The organism is Phycobacter sedimenti (assembly GCF_038148855.1).
Taxonomy (GTDB): Bacteria; Pseudomonadota; Alphaproteobacteria; order Rhodobacterales; family Rhodobacteraceae; genus Phycobacter; species Phycobacter sedimenti.
Genome location: NZ_JBBVGR010000001.1, coordinates 570669 through 593807, shown reverse-complemented (window position 1 = coordinate 593807; position 23139 = coordinate 570669). Strand labels below are relative to the sequence as shown.

The 23139-nt window shown below is 61.1% G+C and carries 17 protein-coding genes; 9 read left to right on the top strand and 8 right to left on the bottom strand.

Features of this window, described 5'->3' with window-relative positions; genetic code table 11:
- Positions 1–4: 4 nt before the first annotated feature.
- The 6 genes from nuoL to AADA15_RS02765 all read left to right on the top strand — a co-directional run bounded on the left by nuoL (position 5) and on the right by AADA15_RS02765 (position 8387).
- Positions 5–2104 carry an NADH-quinone oxidoreductase subunit L gene (gene nuoL / locus AADA15_RS02790; RefSeq protein WP_341640010.1) on the top strand — a complete coding sequence of 700 codons (2100 nt, stop codon included), beginning with the start codon at positions 5–7 and terminating at the stop codon, positions 2102–2104.
- A complete protein-coding gene (locus AADA15_RS02785) occupies positions 2104–3651 on the top strand; it encodes an NADH-quinone oxidoreductase subunit M (protein WP_341640009.1) in 1548 nt (515 codons plus the stop codon). The genes nuoL and AADA15_RS02785 overlap by 1 nt, the downstream gene beginning before the upstream one ends.
- A gap of 14 nt (positions 3652–3665) precedes the next feature.
- Positions 3666–5105 (top strand): NADH-quinone oxidoreductase subunit NuoN, encoded by a 1440-nt coding sequence (nuoN, locus tag AADA15_RS02780; RefSeq protein WP_341640008.1) that lies wholly within the window; start codon positions 3666–3668, stop codon positions 5103–5105.
- 76 nt (positions 5106–5181) lie between these two features.
- Entirely contained in the window at positions 5182–5928 is a 747-nt protein-coding gene (locus AADA15_RS02775; protein WP_341640007.1) for a biotin--[acetyl-CoA-carboxylase] ligase, read from the top strand.
- Between the two features lie 13 nt (positions 5929–5941).
- Entirely contained in the window at positions 5942–6730 is a 789-nt protein-coding gene (locus AADA15_RS02770) for a type III pantothenate kinase (protein WP_341640006.1), read from the top strand.
- Positions 6720–8387, top strand: a complete 1668-nt coding sequence (locus AADA15_RS02765) for a ribonuclease J (RefSeq protein WP_341640005.1) — start codon at positions 6720–6722, stop codon at positions 8385–8387. Before AADA15_RS02770 ends, AADA15_RS02765 begins: the two co-directional genes overlap by 11 nt.
- An 87-nt stretch (positions 8388–8474) precedes the next feature.
- On the opposite strand, the gene AADA15_RS02760 is transcribed toward AADA15_RS02765, so the two are convergent.
- The 5 genes from AADA15_RS02760 to AADA15_RS02740 form a co-directional block, all read right to left on the bottom strand.
- Positions 8475–8648: an RSP_7527 family protein gene (locus AADA15_RS02760; protein ID WP_341640004.1), complete on the bottom strand. Its 174-nt coding sequence runs from the start codon at positions 8646–8648 to the stop codon at positions 8475–8477.
- A 207-nt stretch (positions 8649–8855) separates the two neighbouring features.
- Entirely contained in the window at positions 8856–10334 is a 1479-nt protein-coding gene (locus AADA15_RS02755; RefSeq protein ID WP_341640003.1) for a DEAD/DEAH box helicase, read from the bottom strand.
- Positions 10335–10536: 202 nt separating this feature from the next.
- Entirely contained in the window at positions 10537–11496 is a 960-nt protein-coding gene (locus AADA15_RS02750; RefSeq protein WP_341640002.1) for a glycosyltransferase family 2 protein, read from the bottom strand.
- Complete coding sequence (locus tag AADA15_RS02745; protein ID WP_341640001.1) at positions 11493–12239, bottom strand: hypothetical protein; 747 nt, start codon at positions 12237–12239, stop codon at positions 11493–11495. Before AADA15_RS02745 ends, AADA15_RS02750 begins: the two co-directional genes overlap by 4 nt.
- Positions 12240–12278: 39 nt before the next feature.
- Positions 12279–13886: a peptide chain release factor 3 gene (locus tag AADA15_RS02740; RefSeq protein ID WP_341640000.1), complete on the bottom strand. Its 1608-nt coding sequence runs from the start codon at positions 13884–13886 to the stop codon at positions 12279–12281.
- A 212-nt stretch (positions 13887–14098) separates the two neighbouring features.
- Between AADA15_RS02740 and AADA15_RS02735 the strand changes: the two genes are divergently transcribed.
- Complete coding sequence (locus AADA15_RS02735) at positions 14099–14449, top strand: BrnA antitoxin family protein (RefSeq protein ID WP_341639999.1); 351 nt, start codon at positions 14099–14101, stop codon at positions 14447–14449.
- 144 nt (positions 14450–14593) lie between these two features.
- Here AADA15_RS02735 and AADA15_RS02730 read toward each other — a convergent pair whose 3' ends face one another.
- The 3 genes from AADA15_RS02730 to AADA15_RS02720 all read right to left on the bottom strand — a co-directional run bounded on the left by AADA15_RS02730 (position 14594) and on the right by AADA15_RS02720 (position 20996).
- Positions 14594–17956 carry an Ig-like domain-containing protein gene (locus AADA15_RS02730; protein ID WP_341639998.1) on the bottom strand — a complete coding sequence of 1121 codons (3363 nt, stop codon included), beginning with the start codon at positions 17954–17956 and terminating at the stop codon, positions 14594–14596.
- Between the two features lie 917 nt (positions 17957–18873).
- The gene (locus AADA15_RS02725) at positions 18874–19710 is read right to left on the bottom strand and encodes a helix-turn-helix transcriptional regulator (RefSeq protein WP_341639997.1); all 837 of its coding nucleotides are present in this window, start codon (positions 19708–19710) and stop codon (positions 18874–18876) included.
- A gap of 275 nt (positions 19711–19985) precedes the next feature.
- Positions 19986–20996, bottom strand: a complete 1011-nt coding sequence (locus AADA15_RS02720) for a Hint domain-containing protein (protein ID WP_341639996.1) — start codon at positions 20994–20996, stop codon at positions 19986–19988.
- A gap of 165 nt (positions 20997–21161) precedes the next feature.
- Here AADA15_RS02720 and AADA15_RS02715 point away from each other — a divergent pair, with 165 nt between their 5' ends.
- On the top strand, positions 21162–21941 hold the full coding sequence (locus tag AADA15_RS02715; protein ID WP_341639995.1) for an SDR family oxidoreductase: 780 nt from the start codon (positions 21162–21164) through the stop codon (positions 21939–21941).
- A gap of 4 nt (positions 21942–21945) precedes the next feature.
- A complete protein-coding gene (locus AADA15_RS02710) occupies positions 21946–23064 on the top strand; it encodes a YhaZ family DNA alkylation repair protein (protein WP_341639994.1) in 1119 nt (372 codons plus the stop codon).
- The last annotated feature ends 75 nt before the right edge of the window (positions 23065–23139 follow it).

Genomic DNA, 23139 nt, shown 5'->3' with positions numbered 1-23139 from the left:
AACAATGGAAACCATCCTTCTCTTTGCCCCGCTCGTGGGCGCGCTGATCTGCGGATTTGGCTGGAAGTTCATCGGCGAAAAGGCCGCGATGATCACGGCCACGGGCCTGCTGTTCCTCTCTGCCGTGCTGTCCTGGACCGTCTTCCTGACCTTTGATGGCACCACCCAGAACATCGAGATCCTGCGCTGGATCGAAAGCGGATCGCTCTCGACCTCCTGGGGGATCCGTCTGGACCGCCTGACCGCGATTATGCTGATCGTTGTCACCACGGTCTCCAGCCTCGTGCACCTCTACTCCTTCGGCTACATGGATCACGATCCGCAGTGGAAGGACGGCGAAAGCTACAAGCCGCGCTTCTTTGCCTACCTGTCCTTCTTCACCTTCGCGATGCTGATGCTGGTTACGGCGGACAACTTGGTGCAAATGTTCTTTGGCTGGGAGGGCGTGGGCGTGGCCTCCTACCTGCTGATCGGCTTCTACTACCGCAAGCCTTCTGCCAATGCGGCGGCGATGAAGGCCTTTATCGTCAACCGTGTGGGCGACTTCGGCTTTGCGCTGGGGATCTTTGGACTGTTCCTGCTGACCGACAGCATCAGCTTCAACGACATCTTCGCAGCCGTGCCGGAGATCGCAGAGACTCAGGTTTCTTTCCTTTGGGGTGAGTGGAACGCGGCCAACCTGATTGCCGTGCTGCTGTTCATCGGCGCCATGGGCAAGTCGGCGCAGCTGATCCTGCACACCTGGCTGCCGGACGCGATGGAGGGCCCGACCCCGGTTTCGGCCCTGATCCACGCCGCAACCATGGTGACCGCCGGTGTCTTCCTCGTCTGCCGCATGTCGCCGCTGATGGAGTTCGCGCCCGAGGCAACCATGTTCATCACCGTGCTTGGTGCAACGACAGCCTTCTTTGCCGCGACCGTTGGCCTGGTGCAGACCGACATCAAGCGCGTCATCGCCTATTCCACCTGTTCGCAGCTTGGCTACATGTTCGTGGCTGCTGGCGTGGGCATGTACTCGGCGGCAATGTTTCACCTGTTCACCCACGCCTTCTTCAAGGCGATGCTGTTCCTTGGTGCAGGCTCGGTGATCCACGCGATGCACCATGAGCAGGACATGATGAACTATGGTGGTCTGCGCAAGAAGATCCCCTATACCTTTGCCGCGATGATGATCGGCACGCTGGCCATCACTGGCGTTGGTATTCCGCTGACCTACATCGGCTTTGCCGGCTTCCTGTCCAAGGACGCGATCATCGAAAGCGCCTATGCGGGCGGGTCATCATATGGCTTCTGGCTTCTTGTCGTAGCCGCTGCGATGACTTCGTTCTACTCTTGGCGCCTGATCTTCCTGACCTTCTACGGCAAGCCGCGCGGCGACAAGCATACGCATGATCATGCGCATGAAAGCCCGATGGTCATGCTGATCCCGCTTGGCGTTCTGGCGCTGGGGGCGGTCTTCTCTGGCATGATCTGGTACAAGAGCTTCTTTGGCCACACCGATACCGTCGGCAAGTTCTACGGCATTCCCTATGCGGAGGCTTCGGCTGACGGTCACGGCGATGCCCATGGCGAAGACTCACATGGTGCGGCCACGGACGATCACGGCGAAGCCGCCAAGGGGGAGCACCACTATGTCTTCACCGGCAAGCCGGGTGAGGGGGCGCTTTACATCGCGCCGGACAATACCGTGCTCGACGATGCCCATGCGGTTCCGAAATGGGTCAAGGTCTCGCCCTTCATCGCCATGCTGGGCGGTCTGATCATGGCGTTGTGGTTCTACATCTGGAACCCGTCACTACCCGGGCGCCTCGCCGAGACGCATCGCCCCTTGTATCTGTTCCTCAAGAACAAGTGGTACTTTGACGAACTGTACGATGCGATCTTTGTCAAACCCGCCCTGGCCATTGGCCGCTTCTTCTGGAAGAAGGGCGACGGCAAGACGATCGATGGTTTCCTGAACGGTGTGGCCATGGGCATTGTGCCCTTCTTCACCCGTCTCGCTGGCCGGGCCCAGTCCGGCTTCATCTTTACCTATGCCTTCTGGATGGTGCTGGGCATTGCCGCCCTTGTCACCTGGATGTCGATCGGCGGAGGAGCGCACTGATGGACAACATCCTTTCTATTGTCACCTTTATCCCGGCGTTTGCGGCGGGCCTGATGGCCCTGCTGCTCCGGGGGGATGACGCAGCGGGACAACGCAACGCCAAATGGATCGCGCTCCTGGCGACCTCGATCACCTTCCTGGCGTCGTTGTCGATTTACGCGAATTTCGACCCCTCAAACACGGGCTTTCAGTTCGTGGAAGAGGCCGAGTGGATCTTTGGCCTGAAGTACAAGATGGGCGTTGACGGCATTTCGGTGCTGTTCGTGATGCTCACCACCTTCGTTATGCCGCTGACCATTCTGGCCAGCTGGAACGTCACCACCCGCGTCAAGGAATACATGGTGGCCTTCCTGCTGCTTGAGACCCTGATGCTGGGCGTCTTCATGGCGCTGGATCTAGTGCTGTTCTACCTGTTCTTCGAGGCGGGCCTGATACCGATGTTCCTGATCATCGGCATCTGGGGCGGCAAGGAGCGGATCTACGCGTCGTTCAAGTTCTTCCTCTATACCTTCTTCGGCTCGGTGCTGATGCTGGTTGCCATGGTCGCCATGTATGCCGATGCGGGCACCACGGACATCGAAACCCTGCTGACGCACAGCTTCTCGGCGGCAAGCTTTGATGTTCTTGGCATCCATGTGGTCGGCGGCATGCAGACCCTGATGTTCCTCGCCTTCTTTGCCTCCTTCGCGGTGAAGATGCCGATGTGGCCGGTGCACACCTGGCTGCCGGATGCGCACGTTCAGGCGCCGACGGCAGGTTCGGTCGTGCTGGCGGCGATCCTTTTGAAGATGGGCGGCTATGGCTTCCTGCGTTTCTCATTGCCGATGTTCCCGGTGGGCGCCGATGTGATGACGGATCTGATCCTCTGGATGTCAGCCATCGCGGTTGTCTACACGTCGCTGGTGGCGATGGTGCAAGAGGACATGAAAAAGCTGATCGCTTATTCCTCGGTTGCGCATATGGGCTTTGTGACCATGGGCATCTTTGCTGCCAACCAGCAGGGCATCGACGGCGCGATCTTTCAGATGCTGAGCCACGGCTTCATATCGGCGGCGCTGTTCCTTTGCGTGGGCGTCATCTATGATCGTATGCACACCCGCGACATCGACGCCTATGGCGGCCTTGTGATCCGCATGCCCGCCTATGCGCTCGTCTTCATGTTCTTCACCATGGGCAACGTGGGCCTGCCGGGCACATCCGGTTTCGTCGGAGAATTCCTGACCCTGATGGGCACCTTCCAGAAGAACACCTGGGTGGCAGCCGTTGCCGCAACCGGCGTGATCTTCTCGGCGGGCTATGCGCTGTGGCTTTATCGCCGCGTGGTCTTTGGCGATCTGATCAAGGAAAGCCTCAAGACCATCAAGGACATGGATGCGCGCGAGCGGTTCATCTTTGCGCCGCTGGTGGTGATGACCATCCTTTTGGGCGTCTACCCGTCGCTTGTCACCGATATCATCGGTCCGTCCACCGAGGCGCTGATCTCGAACTTCAACCAATCTCTGGCCGCCGCTGACACCTCGTCGGCGACCCAGATTGCTTCGCACTAAGGGAGCCAAGGCAGATGATCCAAGCTGATCTCTCCATCGTCCTGCCAGAGATTGTTCTGGCGCTTTACGCAATGGTGGCGCTCTTGGTGGCCGTCTATACCGGCAAGAACAAGCTGGCCACGACACTGGTCTGGGCCACCGCTGGTCTGATGGTTGCCCTGGCGGTCTGGATCGCCGCAGCCGGTAGCGGCACCAACGAAGCCTTTGCTGGCATGTTCGTCGACGACGGCTTCTCACGCTTTGCCAAGGTTGTGATCCTGGTCGCCGCCGCTGCCGTGATGATCATGGGGCAGGAATACATGTCCCGCCGCGGCATGCTGCCGTTCGAGTACCCCATCCTGATCGCGCTGAGCGCGGTCGGCATGATGGTCATGGTGTCCGCAGGCGATCTGATGGCGCTGTACATGGGGCTTGAGCTGCAATCGCTGGCGCTTTACGTGGTTGCCTCGCTGCGCCGTGACAGCGTCAAATCCACCGAAGCGGGGCTCAAGTACTTCGTCCTCGGCGCGCTGTCCTCGGGTCTGCTGCTCTATGGTGCATCGCTGGTCTACGGCTTTGCCGGAACCACCAAGTTCGCTGGCATCATCCAGGTGGCAGAACATGGTGAAATGTCGCTTGGCATGCTCTTTGGCCTGGTGTTCCTGATCTCGGGCATGGCCTTCAAGGTGTCCGCCGTGCCGTTCCACATGTGGACCCCGGATGTCTACGAAGGCTCCCCCACGCCGGTCACGGCCTTCTTTGCCACAGCGCCGAAAGTGGCCGCGATGGGACTGTTCGCCCGCGTGCTGCACGACGCCTTTGGCGGCGCCATCGTCGACTGGCAGCAGGTGATTGTGGTTCTGTCGGTGCTGTCCATGTTCCTGGGCGCCATTGCGGCCATCGGCCAGCGCGATATCAAGCGCCTGATGGCGTTTTCCTCGATCGCCCACATGGGCTATGCGATGATCGGTCTGGCGGCGGGCACCGAGGCAGGCGTTTCGGCCATGCTGGTCTATCTGGCGATCTATGTCACCATGAATGTCGGTACCTTCTCCTTTATCCTGATGCTGGAAAAGGACGGCAAGCCGGTCACCGATATCATGTCGCTGAACCAGTTCGCATCACGCGAGCCTGGCAAGGCACTGGCGGTCCTGATCCTCATGTTCTCGCTGGCGGGTGTGCCACCGATGCTGGGCTTCTTTGCCAAGCTGGGCGTCTGGCAGGCGGGTGTTGAGGCAGGTCTCATGGGGCTGGTCATCGCCTCGGCCATCGCGTCCGTTATCGGTGCCTTCTACTACCTGCGGATTGTTTTCTACATGTACTTTGGCAGCGCTGAAGAAGAGGTCGAAGCGAAGGGTTCGCCCGTTCTGACCCTTGGGCTGATGGCCTCTGCGGCTCTGATGCTGATCGGTGTGGTCTATCAGTTCGGAATTGACGGCGCTGCGGCGGCTGCGGCTGCAACCCTTGTCAATTGATCAAGGCTATAGACAAGTTGAAAGGGCCCGGTCGTGCGACCGGGCCTTTTGCGCATAAGAATAAGGTGTGTCGGCTATGACCTGGCCTGTGGGATATGGAAAACGCGTTCTGCCAGAGGTGGATAGCACTCTGGATGAGGCAGCCCGCATTGCGGGTGATCTGAAAGGGCCCGAATGGATCCTTGCGCTGCGCCAGACAAAGGGGCGCGCGCGCCGTGGACGGGATTGGAAGGATCCCAAGGGCAACTTTGCCGCCACGCTTGTCCTGCGTCCAGAAGGTCCCGCAGATCAGGTGGCTTTGCGTAGTTTCGTGGCCTCCCTTGCGCTGTTCGATGCCTGCGTTGCAGTGACTGGTCGCACCGATGGCCTTGCTTTGAAGTGGCCGAATGATGTGCTGCTGAATGGCGGAAAACTGGCCGGTATCCTGCTGGAAAGTACCGGTCAGGGCAGTGGCGTTACCCATCTGTCGATTGGGATCGGGGTGAACCTGATGGAAACCCCGATGAAAGAGTGGCTGGAACCGGGTGCCGTCTGGCCGGTCTCGCTGCTCTCTGAAACCGGGATTCAGGTGTCTGCCGAGGAGTTCCTTGAGGCGCTCGCCGAGGCCTACGCCCGCTATGAGGAGCAGTTCATTACCTATGGGTTCGAGCCGATCCGCACCGCCTGGCTGGCGCGCGCGGCCAAACTGGGCGAGGTTATCACCGCACGCACCGCAACGTCCGAAACCGAAGGCACCTTCGAGACGGTGGACGCCCAGGGCAACCTTGTCCTAAACACCGCCAAGGGCCGCACTTGTATTCCGGCCGCGGATGTCTACTTCTAGGAAGGACGCAACGATGCTTCTGGCCGTTGACTGTGGCAACACAAATACCGTGTTCTCGATCTGGGATGGGGAGCAATTCGTCGGAACCTGGCGCACGGCTACCGACTGGCGGCGCACGGCGGACCAGTATTTCGTCTGGCTCAACACACTGATGCGGCTGCAGGGGATCGAGGCGGATATTACCGACATGATCATCTCCTCCACCGTGCCGCGTGTGGTCTTCAACCTGCGGGTTCTGGGGGATCGTTACTTTAATACCCGACCCCTGGTGGTCGGGAAACCCGACTGCCTATTGCCGGTCGAGGTACGCGTAGACGCAGGTACCGCCGTTGGCCCGGACCGGCTGGTCAATACGGTTGCGGGGTTCGATCACTACGGCGGCAACTTGGTGATGGTGGATTTCGGCACCGCGACCACATTCGACGTGGTGGCCGAGGATGGCGCCTATGTGGGCGGGGTGATCGCACCGGGTGTGAATCTGAGCCTTGAAGCCCTGCACCAGGCAGCAGCGGCCTTGCCCCATGTGGACATCTCGAAACCGCAGAAGGTCATCGGCACCAATACCGTGGCCTGCATGCAATCCGGCGTCTTCTGGGGCTACGTGGGCCTCGTCCGCGAAATCTGCACCCGCATCAAGCAAGAGCGCGGCGTGCCCATGAAAATCATATCAACAGGCGGGCTGGCGCCTTTGTTCCAGCAAACTGCTGATCTGTTCGACGCATATGAGGATGATCTCACCATGCATGGACTCCAGGTCATCCATAAATATAACAAGGATAACGGTACTCCGAATGAGCACTGAACGATTGATCTATCTGCCCCTCGGCGGGGCAGGTGAAATTGGCATGAACGCCTATGTCTATGGCTACGGCAAGCCGGGCAAGGAGCGGCTGATCCTGGTGGATCTGGGCGTTGCCTTCCCGGATATGGACACCAGCCCGGGCGTGGATCTGATCATGCCCGACATCACCTGGCTGAAAGAGCGGGTGGACCAGCTGGAGGCGGTGTTCATCACCCACGGCCACGAAGACCATATCGGTGCGGTCTCCCATCTTTACGGCGACCTGCGTGTGCCGGTCTATGCCCGCGCCTTTACCGCCAATCTGGCACGGCGCAAGATGGAAGAGCGCGGCCACGACCCCCTGATGGTGCAGACCGTCTCTGCCTGGCCCGAGGTGACCAAGCTTGGTCCCTTCACCGTTGGGGTTGCGCCCATGTCCCACTCCATCCCCGAAAGCGGGGCGCTGGTGATCGACACGCCCGTCGGGCGCGTGGTGCACACGGGCGATTTCAAGCTGGATCCGAACCCGCTTGTGGGAGAACCCTTCGATCCGGAAATGTGGAAGGAGATTGCCAAGGATGGCGTGCAGGCGATGATCTGCGACTCCACCAATGTCTTCTCGGCGCATCCGGGCCGCTCGGAGGCGGAACTCGCACCCGAGATCACAAAACTGATCGGTGAGGCCAGGGGAATGGTTGCGGCAACCACCTTTGCTTCGAACGTGGCACGGGTGAAAACCCTTGCCGAAGCTGGAGAACGGGCAGGGCGGTCCATCGTTCTGCTGGGCCGCGCCATGCTGCGCATGGTGGAGGCTGCCGTGGAGACCGGTGTGCTGACCGATTTCCCGAAGGTGATCCAGCCCGACGAAGCGCAGGATATCCCGCGCGAGAACCTGATGCTGATCACCACCGGCAGCCAGGGGGAGCGTCGTGCGGCAACCGCGCAGATGGCACGCGGCAAATACCGGGGCCTTGAACTGAAAGAGGGGGATCTGTTCCTGTTCTCCTCCAAGACCATTCCCGGCAACGAGAAGGGCGTGATCCGCATCATGAACCAGTTCTCGGAGCGGGGCGTCGATGTAGTCGATGACAGCTCGGGCCTCTATCACGTTTCGGGCCACGCCAACCGGCCGGATCTCGAACAACTGCACGCGCTGGTGAAGCCGAGGATTCTTGTGCCGATGCACGGTGAACATCGGCATCTGCGGCAGCATGCGCGTATCGGCGAAGAAGCCGGGATTGCCAGTGTGGTTGCCGTAAACGGAACGATGCTGGATCTTGCGGGCGATGGGCCGAGGATCGTGGACTACGTGGAAACCGGCCGGGTCTATCTGGACGGTACGGTCAAGATCGGCGCACTTGACGGCATCGTGCGCGACCGGATCCGTATGGCACTGAATGGCCACCTGGTCGTCACAGTGATCCTTGATGAAGAGGATGAACCGCTGGGCGAGCCTTGGTGCGATATCAAGGGCCTTGCCGAGACCGGCACATCCGACGCGGCCCTGGCCGAGGTGATCGAAGAGGATCTCAACCAGTTTCTGATGCGCGCCGGGGCCAAGACCCTGCGCGATGACGACAAGCTGGAGGGAGAACTGCGCCGGATTGCGCGTCAGACGGCGAACAACGAGATTGGCAAAAAGCCCGAGGTGACGGTTGTCATAAGCCGCATGCGCTGAACGGTTTGGACTGCTGAAAGCAAAAAAAAGCGCCCCGGCCAAATGGACCGGGGCGTTTTCGTGTGAGTGATGGTGAGAAAGTCTGTCTCAGGCGTGGTGGGGACGCTGGAAAATGCCAGCCACCTTGCGCATGGCCTTAACCAGTGCCGCGCCAGCAGCGCGAAAGATCTGCGCGATCGCCTCGCTGCGCATCGCGTAGGCACGCTGTTCGATGGCTTGAATGTCCTGGGCGGTCAGGATTGTCGTATCAGAAGAAGTCATGAGGGTATCTCGATCATGTCGTGAGTTGTCTGTTGCTTGACCCTCATCTAGGCCCGATGCGGACCGATGACATCTGGCAATATCGTCATTCCCGCCATGCTGCAGGTGCAAAGCAACCCTTGCGGGAGGCGCGCTGGTCGACTGGCTGCAAAAGAAAACGGCCGCACCTGGATGGGGCGCGGCCGCAAAAATTCAAATGCGTTCAGACTAGCTGGCGCGGCGCTCGTCAAAGGACAGCGCAATGAAACTCGGCATATGGTCGCCCATGCCAACAACCTTGCGATCATCGCGGCGGTCTTTGCTGCCGCCTCGGCTGCCGCGCGACTTCTTGCTGCCGGAGGTCGGTTCGGTTTTGGCGTCGTCCTGAGGGGGCGAGGCCTGAACTTCCTGTTCCTGGATTTGTTCCTGGGCTGTATCGGCAGCCTTGGCAGAGGGTTTGCCGCGCGAGCGGCTGCGGCTTGGCCTTGCCTTGCTCTCCTCAGCTGCGCCATCGCCATCTTCGCCGGCTGTGGCGGTGGCCTTGCGTGGTGGAGCCTTTTTCACAGGGTTTTCCAGCCGGGCAATCTGCTTCTGGACGAGGCTTTCAACTGCATCCAGCGCCTTCTCATCGCGGGGCACGCAGATTGTGATCGCCTTGCCCTCGCGACCGGCGCGGCCGGTGCGGCCGATACGGTGCACATAGTCCTCGGCATGGCCCGGCACATCGTAGTTGAACACATGGCTGACGCTCGGCACGTCGAGGCCACGCGCGGCCACATCGGAGGCAACAAGGATGCGCAGCTTGCCTTCACGGAAGCCCTCAAGGGTCTTGGTGCGCTGGCTCTGATCCAGATCGCCGTGGATCGGGGCTGCGTCATAACCGTATTTCTTGAGCGACTTTGACACGATATCCACATCCGTCTTGCGGTTGCAGAAGATGATCGCATTGGTCAGCTTGTCGCCTTCCTGATCGATCAGCGCACGCAGCACCTTGCGCTTTTCGCTGCCTTCTCGATCCTTGCGGGAGGCTTTGAACTCCACCACCGCCTGCTCGATGGTTTCCGAGGTGGTCGCCTGACGGGCAATTTCGATCCGTGCCGGGTTCGACAGGAAGGTATTGGTGATCCGCTCGATCTCTGGCGCCATGGTGGCCGAGAAGAACAGGGTCTGGCGGGTAAAGGGTGTCAGGCCGAAGATGCGCTCGATATCGGGGATGAAGCCCATGTCCAGCATGCGGTCTGCCTCATCCACAACCATGACTTTCACATCGGAAAGGATCAGCTTGCCGCGTTCGAAATGGTCCAGCAGACGACCAGGGGTTGCGATCAGAACATCGACGCCCTTGTCGATCAACTGGTCCTGCTCCTTGAAGCTGACGCCGCCGATCAGCAGCGCTTTCGTCAGTTTCAGGTGCTTGGTGTAGGTGTCGAAGTTTTCCGCCACCTGGGCCGCCAGTTCGCGCGTCGGGCACAGGACCAGACTGCGTGGCATGCGGGCGCGGGCGCGGCCCCGGGCCAAAGCGGTGATCATCGGCAGAGTAAAGGAAGCGGTCTTCCCGGTGCCGGTTTGCGCGATGCCCAGAACATCGCGTCCCTCCAAAGCGGGCGGAATGGCACCGGCTTGGATTGGGGTGGGGGTTTCATACCCGGCTTCCTCAATTGCCTTGAGGACCTTGGGGTTCAAGTTCAGATCGGAGAATTTTGTCATTTGCGTCCGTTGTTGCGGACACTGACCAGGCCCGCGCGTGTGTGTATCGGCCAGGCCTCGCAAGGTCATGCGGTTTGGCAGCTGCCGGCGTGTGGCGCGGTCTACCAAAATAAGGGGCGATCGTCAATTGAAGCCTTTTTTGACGACCATCCATCGAGCCTTTGCGACGAAAGAGAAGGGGTGTTCGTACAGAATTGGAGATTCAGGTGAAGGCAGGGAAGTGGAGGGTCCGCTTTTCGCTCAGCCTCAGGTCCCGGATTCGCAACAATCCTCTTTGTTTCAGCCTGGCCCTCAGGTCCGGTGTATCGGCGCAAACCTCGTGAAAGAAGGTTCTGAGGCCCTGTTCCCCGTCTTCCGCTTCGATCGCCGACAACAACTCGTGCACCGTAAGCCCTCCTTGCGCGCGGGGCAGGGCGGGTTTCAGTTCCGGCCGGTAGGAGCCCCTTTCCAGCCTGTAACGAAAATGATGGATCCAGCTGTCCCAGTCTTCGGCATGCAGATGACAGAGATCAACATCTGGCAAAATCGTCTGGCCCGGGTTCTCCCCATCAGGAAGAATCACGTTGTGAATGCGCAGTTGCGCCTGCTCCAGCCCCGGACGTACAAAAAGCTTCCCTTGCACATGGCTCAGAAAACCGCCGAGCAAATGGGCCCCGAATGTCGGATAGAGCGCTTCGGCAAGCCGCCGCCTGTCGGGTCCGCTTGGAATATGCCCTTTGAAGGCGGTTCCATCTCCTCCGGCCAGGACTTCAATGGGCAAGGCCCTCGCGCATCTGCTCGTCCCGGGCAGGCGGGCCAAGATCTGAGACAGCGGGGTGTCCGACCAGAGAAATTCGTCGACATCCATGTGGATCAGCCAATCCAGATCCCTGCTTTGGCGCCGATAGGTTCGCGTTGCATTGATCGTCTGTCGAACCTGATGCTTGCTCGGCTTGCCGGCCTTGCGCCGTTGCGCCCAATGGGCGTCATCGCAGTCAATGACGCGAATTTTCGGATGCTGGGCCAGCAGGTCTCGGGCTTCGGGGCAGGGGGCATCCAGATAAATGAAAATCCGGTGGGCCCCTGCGTCCAGATGATAGGCTGCCCAGTTCAATAGATCCAAGGCGGGGGCCTTCACCGTGGCGACGATGCCCCAGGTATCGGTGCCCACGTCTGTGGTCATGTGGCGGCGGGTTTGCGCTTGTAGTGACGCAGCCGTGCGAAAATGCTGCGATCATCGGTCATCACCATGCGCAACATGCGGGCGCCCAGGGGGCGGAACACCGGATCTTCTTCGACACACTGCCAGAGTCGCGCAAGCATGTTCATGTCAAGATCGCCCGAGCGCAAGGAATAGGCGGTCATGTCGAATGCAAGCGGATGATCGGACTTGCGCCGCTTGAGGTTGGGAAAGGCAAAGTTGCCCGGGCGTCCTGAGAGTCTGCGCTCGCTGTCGTGCAGCTTGATCAGGTCAAAGAGCATCGACAGCCCCTGGCCGCCGCGCCGCTGCGCTTCGGTTTCGCCATGATCGCCAAATGTGGATGCGGCCGAAATCAGCCAGCGCGTGTCGAGACAATCAACAAAGCTGCCACCGCGCTCTTGCCAGATGCGTAGAAACAGGTCCCGGGCAAGCTGGGGGGGATCGTCCCGGCGCAGAATCGCAATGCAGAGCGCATGTACGGCCGCCAGCTCGCTGTGTCCGGCAAAATCACGTCGGATTTTGAACCACTTGGTTTCGATATGCTGCTTTTCGCCGGGTGCGTCCTCTGGGGATTCCGGCGCAATACTGGCCGCTTCCAAAGCGGCGAGATCGCTCGGCAGAGATTGCAAAAGCGCGGCGCTGCCCTCGTAAGGGCGCCGCTTCTTTTCGAGGCGGCGCATGAGGGCATGAAAGCCCCCCGGATAAATCTCTTCGGCAATATCCATGCCCGCCCGTGCCCAACCTTGATGGTCTGAAATTTCGCCTCAGACCATCATTTCCTTGGTCGCGGTCAGTTTCAAGTCCGGATAGTCCCGCTCCACCCGGTCGATGTCCCATTGCAGGCGCGTCAGGTAGACGGTGTCGCCATCGTGGTCGGTGGCGATATGCTGCTTGTTGGCGTTGATGAACTTCTCCACCGCGGGCTTGTCGCCGTTGACCCAGCGGGCCGAGGTGAACTGCGAGGGTTCGAACCGCACCGGCAGGCCGTATTCCATCTCGATCCGGCTGGCGAGCACCTCGAACTGCAGCGCGCCGACCACGCCGACGATGAAGCCCGAGCCGAATGAGGGCTTGAAGACCTTTGCCGCGCCTTCCTCGGCGAACTGCATCAGCGCCTTCTCAAGATGTTTGGCCTTCATCGGATCGCCTGCGCGGACGGTCTGCAAAAGCTCGGGCGCAAAGGAGGGGATGCCGGTGGCCCGCAGGGCTTCGCCTTCGGTGAGGGTATCGCCGATGCGCAACTGGCCGTGGTTCGGAATGCCGATGATATCGCCCGCCCAAGCCTCTTCGGCCAGCTCCCTGTCCGCGGCCAGGAACAGCACCGGGTTCGAGATGGCCATCGGTTTCTTCGTGCGCACATGGGTCAGCTTCATGCCGCGTTTGAAATGTCCCGAGGCAAGGCGCACAAAGGCGACGCGGTCGCGGTGCTTAGGGTCCATGTTGGCCTGCACCTTGAAGACGAAACCGGTGACCTTCTTTTCCTCGGGGCAGATCTGCCGGGGGCTGGCCTGCTGGGGCTGCGGCTCCGGGCCATAGGTGCCGATGCCGTCCATCAGTTCCTTCACTCCGAAGGAGTTGATCGCAGAGCCGAACCAGATCGGAGTCATGTGCCCTTCCAGTACCGATTGCGGATCCAGAGATGGCAAAAGTTCCTTTGCCATTTCAATCTCTTCGAGGAACTTTTCGAGCAGGTGCGCGGGCACGTGTTCGGCCAGTTTCGGATCATCCAGCCCTTCGATCGAGATGCTTTCGGCCACCTTGTTGCGGTCGGCGCGGTCCATCAGCTCCAGCCGGTCGCGCAACAGGTCATAGCAGCCGATGAAATCCCGTCCCACCCCGATGGGCCAGCTGGCGGGCGTCACGTCAATCGCCAGCATCTCCTGGATTTCATCAATGATCTCAAAGGTATCGCGGCTTTCCCGGTCCATCTTGTTACAGAAGGTCAGGATCGGAAGATCGCGCAACCGGCAGACCTCGAACAGCTTCTGAGTCTGGCTTTCGACACCCTTGGCACCGTCGATCACCATCACCGCCGCATCCACGGCCGTCAGCGTCCGGTAGGTGTCCTCGGAAAAGTCCGAGTGGCCGGGGGTGTCCACCAGGTTGAACCGGAACTCCTTGAAATCGAACGACATGGCCGAGGCCGAGACCGAGATCCCCCGGTCCTTTTCCATCTGCATGAAGTCCGAGCGCGTGCGCCGCGCTTCGCCCTTGGCGCGCACCTGTCCGGCCATCTGGATGGCGCCCCCGTAAAGGAGGAATTTTTCGGTCAAAGTGGTCTTGCCCGCATCCGGGTGCGAGATGATCGCAAAGGTGCGGCGGCGCGCGATTTCGGGCGGCAATTCGGGGCGATTGGACTGGGTATCAAGCATGTTCGCGCGTATATCAGGATTGCGCCCCGTGGCAAGAAAAACAGGCGGCGGCCCGCGTGCACCCCCTGTACACCGCCCGTACACCGGGCATGCACTGCGCGTTGCAGCGGGGGCGTTCGGGGGCATCAGCCGTCTTTAAGACAGATGCCCCATGCTGATCCCTCTCGCAGATCCATGCAGCGCACAGCCCCAAGCCAGACAGCCCCAAGCCCATGCCCAGCCGCCAATACCACGATGTCGAAATGCAGCAGGAGCTGGACGATCTGCAATCCGCCCTGCGCCGTGACTGGCTGGACAAGAGCCTGCCCGAGGACTGGCACGGCATGGACAGCTGGCAGCGCCTCGACTGCCCCAAGACGCGGGTGACGATCCGGCTGGATACCGACATGGTCCGCTGGTTCCGCAAGCTTGGCCCCAATTACAGCCGCCGCATCAATGCGGTCCTGCGCATCTACTGGATGGCGCTGCTGTCGGGCCACATCCAGGCCCATGAGAACGACGACACCATTCTGCGCATCGCGCTGAATGCCAGGCGCAGGCTTGAGGAGGAGCGGGGGCAGTGAGGGGGGGCAGCCCAATGCTGACATCTGCGCAGGAGGGAATTCACGGTCTGTCGTTCCCCAAAATGGAGACGCTCCGCGGCCCTGTTCTGCGCGGACGCATTCTTAGGGTCTTCCTTGTCCCGACGTCACATGCAAACGGGGCGTTCAGAACGTCAGATTGAACCCGAACTGCACCCCAAAGCTTTCATAACCGGCCGTGCCGATGCCGTCATAATATGCGTCCACCGTCAAAACCGCTCCATTGGGCAGGCTGTAGTTTGCCCCGGCCTTTACCTTGCCGCGTCCCCCCTCATATTCCGGCACAACCAGAGAAGCGTTCCCCGACCCTTTGGTAGATGAGCCGACAAAAGCGAGGCCCCCGGTCAACTCCAATGCGCCGCTGCTTCTGGGCAGACGGACCTGGTGGCGGACATCGAGGCCAAGCTCGGCCTGGAGCAATTCAAAACCCTGCTCTGGAATGAAGTTGCCAAGCCCATCGATGTAGGCCTTCTGAGTGTCGGTTGTGTAGGACAGCTGCACAGAAGGCATCCACGTTGTCCGACCCTGGCCGATTTCTCCGGTGACCTTGAACTGTGCGAGCAGCCGTTGCGTCTCAAATCTGTCAGAATAGGTTCCGAACGGCGAGATATCGTTCTTCGTCTGTCCATAAAGCAGCATCCCTTCAAAGAACAAAGGATGGGCCGGGCTGCGGGCCACGAAATAAGGGCCGATCAGCCAGCCATGGCCGTCGATGCGGCTGGCACCTTCCTCCTGGCTCAGAAAGTCGAATTCAATCATCCCGCCGACCAGCAGATTGGGAGACAATTCCACGTGGCTCCCGATGACCCCGAAGGCATAGCGGGTTTTTCTGTAACCCTCCTGTGTCCAGGAGCCGTTCAACCGTGCCCAGACGCCATTGTCTGCGTCAGGCGCGCTGGCGAAGTCAAAATCACCTCTGCTGCGTGTCACGGCCACGTTCAGGGCACCGCTGTTGCTGCCGGAGAGAAACCCGGTGAGGTTCGGCTGGCTGGCGATCAGCTGCGTCGCCCGCGATTGAATGAACTGCGCGATGACCTTTTGCGTTTCCTCAACGACAGCGTTGGAAATGGACAAGGTGTTCGACGCCGTGTTGGCGTTGCCTGCCGCATCAGTTGCGATGGCAGCGGGAATCGATATCTCGGTATCCCCTTTGCCGGTTGTCGTGACCGTGGCGTGATAGTCCGCGCCGCTTCCTGAAAGATTCGTGACGGTGCCATTGGCAATGGAAATGTCGCTTGCGGCAAAACCGATCACATCTTCGGAAAAGGTGATCGCAATCTCAATTGAAGCCGCTCCGGCAACCGTTGTGCTGGATGATGAGATACTGACCGATGGCGCGGTGGCGTCATATGTCGTGGTGACCTCATTCGATGCGGCGGCGTTCACGTTCCCGGCCGCATCGCTGAAGGTGCCCGCCGCCACCGACAGCGCCACCGGCCCGTCCGCAACCGGCGTCAGCACGGCGGTGTAGCTGGTGCCGGAACCGGACAGCGTGGCGGTGGCATTGGTCAGGGTGAGGTCGGCGAGGGTGAAGTCCGTGCTGGCCTCAGACAGGGTGATCGCGGCCGACTGCGCTCCGTTCAGCGGCCCGGTGAACGCGCCGATGGTGATCGTGGGCGCGGTGCCGTCGTGGCTGGTGGTGACCTCATTCGATCCCGCCGCATTAACGTTCCCCGCCGCATCGCTGAAGGTGCCCGCCGCCACCGACAGGGCAACCGGCCCGTCCGCGATTGGCGTCAGCACGGCGGTGTAGCTGGTGCCGGAACCGGAGAGCGTGGCGGTGGCATTGGTCAGGGTGAGGTCGGCGAGGGTGAAGTCCGTGCTGGCCTCGGAGAGCGTGATCTCTGCCGACTGCGCTCCGTTCAGCGGCCCGGTGAAAGCGCCGATGGTGATCGTGGGCGCGGTGCCGTCGTGGCTGGTGGTGACCTCGTTCGATGCGGCGGCGTTCACGTTCCCCGCCGCATCGCTGAAAGTGCCCGCCGCCACCGACAGGGCAACCGGCCCGTCCGCAACCGGCGTCAGCACGGCGGTGTAGCTGGTGCCGGAGCCGGAGAGCGTGGCGGTGGCATTGGTCAGGGTGAGGTCGGCGAGGGTGAAGTCCGTGCTCGCCTCTGACAGGGTGATCGCGGCCGACTGCGCTCCGTTCAGCGGCCCGGTGAAAGCGCCGATGCTGATCGTGGGCGCATCATAATCCGGAAACAGATCAACCGTTGAGGGCGCCGACACATGGCCCAGGCTGTTTTCCACGGTGACAGAAACGGTCCCACCGGTCATATTCGCGGCAGACGTTGCAGAAAACGTGCCGCCCGTTGCTGTGACCGTTTCCACGCTTGCGTCGGGAAATGTAACGCGCACTGTACCGTCTGTCTCGGCCGTTCCCTCAATCGTCATGGAGCGGTCCGCATTGATGAGGGTCGCTGTCAGGACCGGGCTGATCGGCACGACGCCCGGCGTAATGGTGAGGGTGAACTCTTCCTCGATCGCCTGATTTCCAGCCGAGTCCGTCGCGTTTATCTTGATCAGATTCGCCCCGATCGGAAAGTCATATGGGCTGGTGATTACACTGCCGCTGAGCGTGAAGACCGGGCTGATGCCGCTGTCAACATTGTCATCGACGATCGTTGAGAAGCCAATGCGGCGGGTTCCGGTCGAGTCCGCTTCCAACGTCAGATTGCCAATGGGGCGTATTACTGGCGCGGTGCCATCGTATGTCGTGGTGACCTCATTTGACCCCACCGCGTTCACATTTCCCGCCGCATCGCTGAAGGTGCCTGCGGCCACCGATAGCGCCACCGGTCCATCTGCCACCGGCGTCAGCTCTGCGGTGTAGCTGGTGCCAGAGCCGGAGAGCGTCGCGGTGGCATTGGTCAGGGTGAGGTCAGCGAGGGTGAAATCGGTGCTGGCCTCAGACAGGGTGATCTCTGCCGACTGCGCTCCGTTCAGCGGGCCGGAAAAGGCGCCGATGCTGACGGTGGGGGGCGTGCCATCATATGTGGTGCTGACCTCATTTGACCCCACCGCATTCACATTTCCAGCCGCATCGCTGAAGGTGCCCGCCGCCACCGACAGCGCCACCGGCCCGTCCGCCACTGGCGTTAGCACCGCCGTGTAGCTGGTGCCAGAGCCGGAGAGCGTCGCGGTGGCATTGGTCAGGGTGAGGTCACCGAGGGTGAAGTCCGTGCTGGCCTCCGACAGGGTGATCGCGGCCGACTGCGCTCCGTTCAGCGGCCCGGTGAATGCACCGATGCTGACGGTGGGGGGCGTTTTGTCAGCTGTGAATGCTACTTCATTTGAGGCGACCCAGTTTTCAAGCCCTCCGCTGTCGGAAAAGCCCCCTTTTGGGACCGACGCAGTGACTGCCCCATCCGCCACGGGGCTTAAAACGATGGTGTAACTGCTGCCGCTGCCGGACACGGTCGCGGTGGCGTTTGTCAACGTCAGGCTGGAGGCTGTGAAATCGGAGCTGCTTTCGGACAAGGTGGCGATCACGGTATAGTTTCCGCTGCCGTCTGGCCCGCTGGCGCTGCCGAGCGTTACCGTTGGTGCTGCATTGACAAGGGTCTGGCTGACCGTAACGGTTGTTCCCGTTACCCCGCTGATTTCGGCGAGATAGGCATAGCGATCACCGGCGCTGGTATGTGTCGCTTCAAAGGAAACCCCGATATAGTCATGTGCGGCATAGGTTCCTGCAGCGCCTTGCTGAACAAGGCTAGAGATATCCGTAAGACTGCAGTACGTTTCCAGATTCGCAGCAGTTATCGCCGAAAAAGTGGTGCTGACACCTCCATTGAAATAAGATGCCCCCCCTGCCGCTTGGGTTGGTACAGAACCACTCCCAATCGATGCAACGCGTACAGACGCCAACCCACCATTCAGATTTTGGACGAAGGCGTACAACCGGCATTGGGAATTCAGGTTTAAACTCCGGTCGATACGCGATGGGGCATCAAGGGCCGCTGCGGGGGATACAAAGGCCAACAAGGGCGCACAGATGAGGGCAAGGTAGCCAAAATAGATTTTGCGTTTGCTGGCATTCATTTTGGCCTCATCGCCATCAGGCCCACCCGTCAAGAGAGCCCGCATCAAAAATCCAGCCATCGCAAATTCATCCGTCGTTGTCGGATAGCTGCCATGGTCGCATCGATGTCAGCCCGGATCAGTCCCGTGAACCCACACCAACCCAACCACGACCCATCCGGTGTCGTGTCAAATCGGCCTGTTGTCTGCGCTGAAGGGGTGCCCCCCCGGATCATCCTGATGTCAGCATCTTGGGGGCACGGCCCGCGCCCCGGGTTCTCAGACGCCGCGTTTATGAAATCGGATCAAAGCTCTGGCTAGGGCTCTGGCCTTTTATGATAAATTTTTACCTGAAATGATAAGTCTTTCCACCGCAAGGGCCTGGGTTTCTAACGCTCCTGCGCGGCGCGTGCGCGCGTGTCCGAAGGGGTTTCCCCAAAGTGCTGCTTATAGGCCCGGGTGAAGTTGCCAATATGAGCATAGCCACAGGCAAAGCCGATCTGTTTGACCGAAGTGGTGCCATCGCGCAGTGCTGCCTGCGCTTTGGCCAGGCGCGCGGTGCGTGTGTATGCCGCAAGAGTGGTTCCGAACACCTCCTGAAACACCCGCCGCGCCATCTGATCGCCCATTGAGAACCGCTCCAGCATTTCACCTTCGGCAAAGCTCTGGCCCGGATCGGCATCGATGGCAGCCTTGAGCAGCCGTACCCTATGGGCCTGCCACGGCAAAACGCTGCTACTGTCTGCATCGTCCAGTGCCAATTGACCATAGCCGAACAACACCTCGGACAGAAAGCTGATGGCCAGACCTTCTGCCCTGACGCTGCCGAGCCCGGTCGCCGCGCGCAGCTGATACAGCCGCTGCGCTGTACTGCGCACCAGCATGTCAGTGGGAACCGGTACAGCAAGGTCGACGGTCTCATCAGCTGCCATCAAGCGCGCAAGCTGCGGGCAGGATGTTTCATCCAGGCGGCCCTTCAGGTCATGACGATACATCGCCACGCAAACATGGCGCAGGACTTGTCCCGGCTTCACGATCAGCCGGAAACCGGGTGTATCACTGCGGATCACGGATGTTCCGTCTTGCGTCCAATGCTGCCCATGGCCATTCCCCATGATGATGCTGGCCTCGCCCGACAGAAAATACTGGGCAGAGATGTGCTGGCCGTTTTCATCCTGGGCAAAGCAGATCTCGGTCGGTTCAGCGACCTCGATAGACGAGGTCACAAGCATCGTTCCGCCCGGGAAGACGTTGAAACCAAGGTAGTCAGACCCTTGCGCAGAAACTATACGCTTGCTTGCGGCTTGCCTTTGCATATGACCGCCTTGTACCACCATGTCATTCACGCTTCATCGCCTCCTATAAGTCGCCGCGATGATTGACTTTGCTGCAAATGGGGTCAAGCCGCGCCCGGACCGAGCGGCCGCACAGGTTTCAACTTCTGCTTCGCAATGCGGCATCAGGTTGCTTTGCTTTTTTGCGCCTTGCGCCCCTGACAGACCTACCTCAGCGATGCCCGTTTCAGCAGTTCCACCAGATCCGGGCGGTCCAAAAGGGGCCTTGGCACGTCCAGCCCGTGGCTGTCGCGGCGCTGGTGGGGGCTTGAGATCCCGGCAATGCGCTCCAGCAGTTCGGGGGGCAGGGCGGGTTCGGTCACAGGGTCCAGGAACAGGCTTTCGGCTGCGATCCCCTCGGCATAGACGATGTGATGGCGGTCAAACAGCAGTTGGAAATAGTCCACGAATCCGCCGTCCTGCACCACCACGCTGTCGCCGTTCACCAGGTGGCGGGCGGGGATCAGCAGCTCGGGCGTGCCGACACCCAGCGCATCGTGGCGCTGATAGACCATCAGCCGGTGGTCGGGGCTGACCAGCAGGTCGCGCGCATTGTTGAGCGTGCCCTTGCGGATCAGGATCGGGGCCATGGCGCCCACGGCGCGGCTGGTGGTCTGGCCGATCCAGCGCAGTTCCTGCACGCCATCGTCGCGGGTCAGGATCCGGTCTCCGGGACGCAGATCCTCGATCGGCCTCTGGGCGCCACTGCCAAGCGTGATATGTGTGCCGCGCGTGAAAGAGACCGAGGCCATCTGTGCCAGCCGGGCGCGGGCGCCATCGCGATCGGCGCTCAGCAGCGTGTAACCGACCTGCGGCATAAGCGGCGCAAGGGGGGCAAGGTAGATGGCCGCGATCATCCCCTCGCCGTCGACCTCGACCAGCACCAGGGCATCCACGTTGGTGCCGATCTCGGGCATCAGGGTCAAAGTGCAATCCAGGTGCAGAATGGCGCCGGGATGGCCCAGTTCGGTATCCGGTGCCACGGTGAAGGTTCCATCGCTGTCGCTGCTGAGCGACAGGCGCCGGGATTGCGTGCCTATGCCCAGACTGTAGATGTCGTCCAGAACCAGATCCTCCAGCACGCCCAAAGGGTCGCCCATGTTTGCACCGACGTCCACACGGAAGGCTTCGGCCGGAAAGGCGGGAATGGATCTGGTGGCGAAGCGCGCCTGTGTCACGTGATGGTTCTTTCGCACTGCTGAGTGGACAGGTTCTACCCGACGATTATGGCATGAAACGGGCCGGAAGGCGCAGAAATTCGGACCACTCTTCCGAGTCTGGTCATTCCCTCGCGGAAGGTGCACTCTCTGGCCGGAAACGCAGAATCCCGATGGAGGACGAACATGGATCTTGGAATTGCAGGCAAGCGCGCATTGGTCTGTGCCAGCAGCAAGGGCTTGGGTCTTGGCTGCGCCGAGGCGCTGGCCGAAGCAGGTGTGAACCTGGTGATGAACGCCCGCGGCGAAGAGGCGCTGCTGGCCGCCGCTCAAGGCATCCGCGACACCTATGGTGTTGAGGTTGAAACCGTGGCGGCCGATGTCACAACGCCCGAGGGGCAGAAGGCGGTGCTGGATGCTGCGGGCGGTGTCGACATCCTGGTGACCAATGCTGGCGGTCCGCCTCCCGGCATGTGGTCCGACTGGGAGCGCGACGATTTCATCAAGGCGCTGGATGCGAACATGCTGGCACCGATCGCGCTGATGAAGGCGCTGCTGCCCGGAATGATGGACAAGGGCTGGGGCCGCGTGGTCAACATCACCTCGCAGTCCGTGAAGGCACCCATTGCCGTTCTGGGCCTGTCCAACTCGGCCCGCGCGGGCCTCACCGGCTATGTGGCCGGCACCTCTCGGCAGGTTGCGGGCAAGGGGGTCACCATCAACAACCTTCTGCCCGGCATCCATGCCACCGACCGCGCCGTCTCGCTGGATACCGGCGTGGCCAGCCAGCAGGGCATTTCCATCGAAGAGGCAAAGGCGCAGCGCGAGGCGACCATCCCGGCGCATCGCTATGGCACGCGGCAGGAGTTCGGCGCGGCCTGCGCCTTCCTGTGTTCGCAGCATGCCGGCTTCATCGTCGGCCAGAACATCCTGCTGGATGGCGGCGCCACCAACATGACGCTGTAACGGAATGGCCAGCGGTTTTTCCCTGAAGGACCAGCTGTTCAATCTGGAAAAGACCCGCTACCTGGCGGGTCTTTTTGCTGCCGTGGATCCGGGGTTCGATGCGGGCAGGTTCGAGGCGCAGGTGATGGGGCGCCTGCCGGAACTGGAACTGAAACAGCGCATCAACTGGATCGCCGAGGTGCTGGCGCGCCACTATGCAGCCCCCTTGCCCCAGCTGGCGCCGGTGCTGCAGGCCGCCCTGCCGCCGCCGCTGGATCCGGCCAAAAGCGACGATGATTTCGGCGATTTCATCTTTGCCCCCTTGGGAGAATTCGTCATCGCCAAGGGGCTGGAGGATGATCCCGATCTGACGCTGGATCTGCTGGAGGCACTCACGCAGCGGTTTTCCATGGAATATGCGATCCGGCCCATGCTGAACCGCTGGCCGGATCTGACATTGGAGCGGATGCAGGGCTGGGCGGTGCATGAGCACTATCACGTGCGCCGACTGGTCAGCGAGGGTACGCGGCCGCGCCTGCCCTGGGGAATGGGGATCGACCTTGATATCCGTGCGCCCTTGCCGCTTCTGGACCTTCTGCATGGGGACCGCGCGCGGTTCGTAACGCGCTCGGTTGCCAATCATCTGAATGACATTGCCAGAAAAGAGCCGGATCTAGTGGTGGAAACCCTGCACCGCTGGCGCGATGGGCAACAGCAGGCACAAAAGGAAATGGACTGGATCATCCGGCACGCCTGCCGCGGGCTGGTCAAGGCGGGCCATTCGGGGGCGCTGGGCCTTCTGGGCTATGACCCGGACGCCCCGGTCTCGGCTGAGATCACGCTTGATGCTGGAGCGGTGTCCATCGGGGATGCGCTGTCCTTCTTTGTCGATCTGTCTGGCCCCGTGGACCAGCCGGTTCTGGTGGACTACCGCCTGCAGTTCCAGCGCCCCGGCGGGAAGACCTCCGCCAAGGTGTTCAAGCTGAAACAGGCGCATCTGAAGAACGGGCGGCTGTCCCTTTCAAAACGCCACCGCATGAAGGGGGATGCCACCACCTTAACGCTGGTGCCCGGCGCGCACCGGATCGAGGTGATGGTCAATGGATCCGTGCGGGCCGAGGCAGCGTTTGAGCTGATGCAGTAGGGCGCCCTTCACGCTTGCGTCACTGCGGCGCTCTGCCGCTTGTCCGGGGCCGGGGGGCGCGATACCCATGGGCCG

Excerpts from the sequence above, each read along its gene's own strand:
- nuoL (WP_341640010.1), top strand. The coding sequence starts at position 5 with ATGGAAACCATCCTTCTCTTTGCCCCGCTCGTGGGCGCGCTGATCTGC.
- AADA15_RS02785 (WP_341640009.1), top strand. The coding sequence starts at position 2,104 with ATGGACAACATCCTTTCTATTGTCACCTTTATCCCGGCGTTTGCGGCG.
- nuoN (WP_341640008.1), top strand. The coding sequence starts at position 3,666 with ATGATCCAAGCTGATCTCTCCATCGTCCTGCCAGAGATTGTTCTGGCG.
- AADA15_RS02775 (WP_341640007.1), top strand. The coding sequence starts at position 5,182 with ATGACCTGGCCTGTGGGATATGGAAAACGCGTTCTGCCAGAGGTGGAT.
- AADA15_RS02770 (WP_341640006.1), top strand. The coding sequence starts at position 5,942 with ATGCTTCTGGCCGTTGACTGTGGCAACACAAATACCGTGTTCTCGATC.
- AADA15_RS02765 (WP_341640005.1), top strand. The coding sequence starts at position 6,720 with ATGAGCACTGAACGATTGATCTATCTGCCCCTCGGCGGGGCAGGTGAA.
- AADA15_RS02760 (WP_341640004.1), bottom strand. The coding sequence starts at position 8,648 with ATGACTTCTTCTGATACGACAATCCTGACCGCCCAGGACATTCAAGCC.
- AADA15_RS02755 (WP_341640003.1), bottom strand. The coding sequence starts at position 10,334 with ATGACAAAATTCTCCGATCTGAACTTGAACCCCAAGGTCCTCAAGGCA.
- AADA15_RS02750 (WP_341640002.1), bottom strand. The coding sequence starts at position 11,496 with ATGACCACAGACGTGGGCACCGATACCTGGGGCATCGTCGCCACGGTG.
- AADA15_RS02745 (WP_341640001.1), bottom strand. The coding sequence starts at position 12,239 with ATGGATATTGCCGAAGAGATTTATCCGGGGGGCTTTCATGCCCTCATG.
- AADA15_RS02740 (WP_341640000.1), bottom strand. The coding sequence starts at position 13,886 with ATGCTTGATACCCAGTCCAATCGCCCCGAATTGCCGCCCGAAATCGCG.
- AADA15_RS02735 (WP_341639999.1), top strand. The coding sequence starts at position 14,099 with ATGCCCAGCCGCCAATACCACGATGTCGAAATGCAGCAGGAGCTGGAC.
- AADA15_RS02715 (WP_341639995.1), top strand. The coding sequence starts at position 21,162 with ATGGATCTTGGAATTGCAGGCAAGCGCGCATTGGTCTGTGCCAGCAGC.
- AADA15_RS02710 (WP_341639994.1), top strand. The coding sequence starts at position 21,946 with ATGGCCAGCGGTTTTTCCCTGAAGGACCAGCTGTTCAATCTGGAAAAG.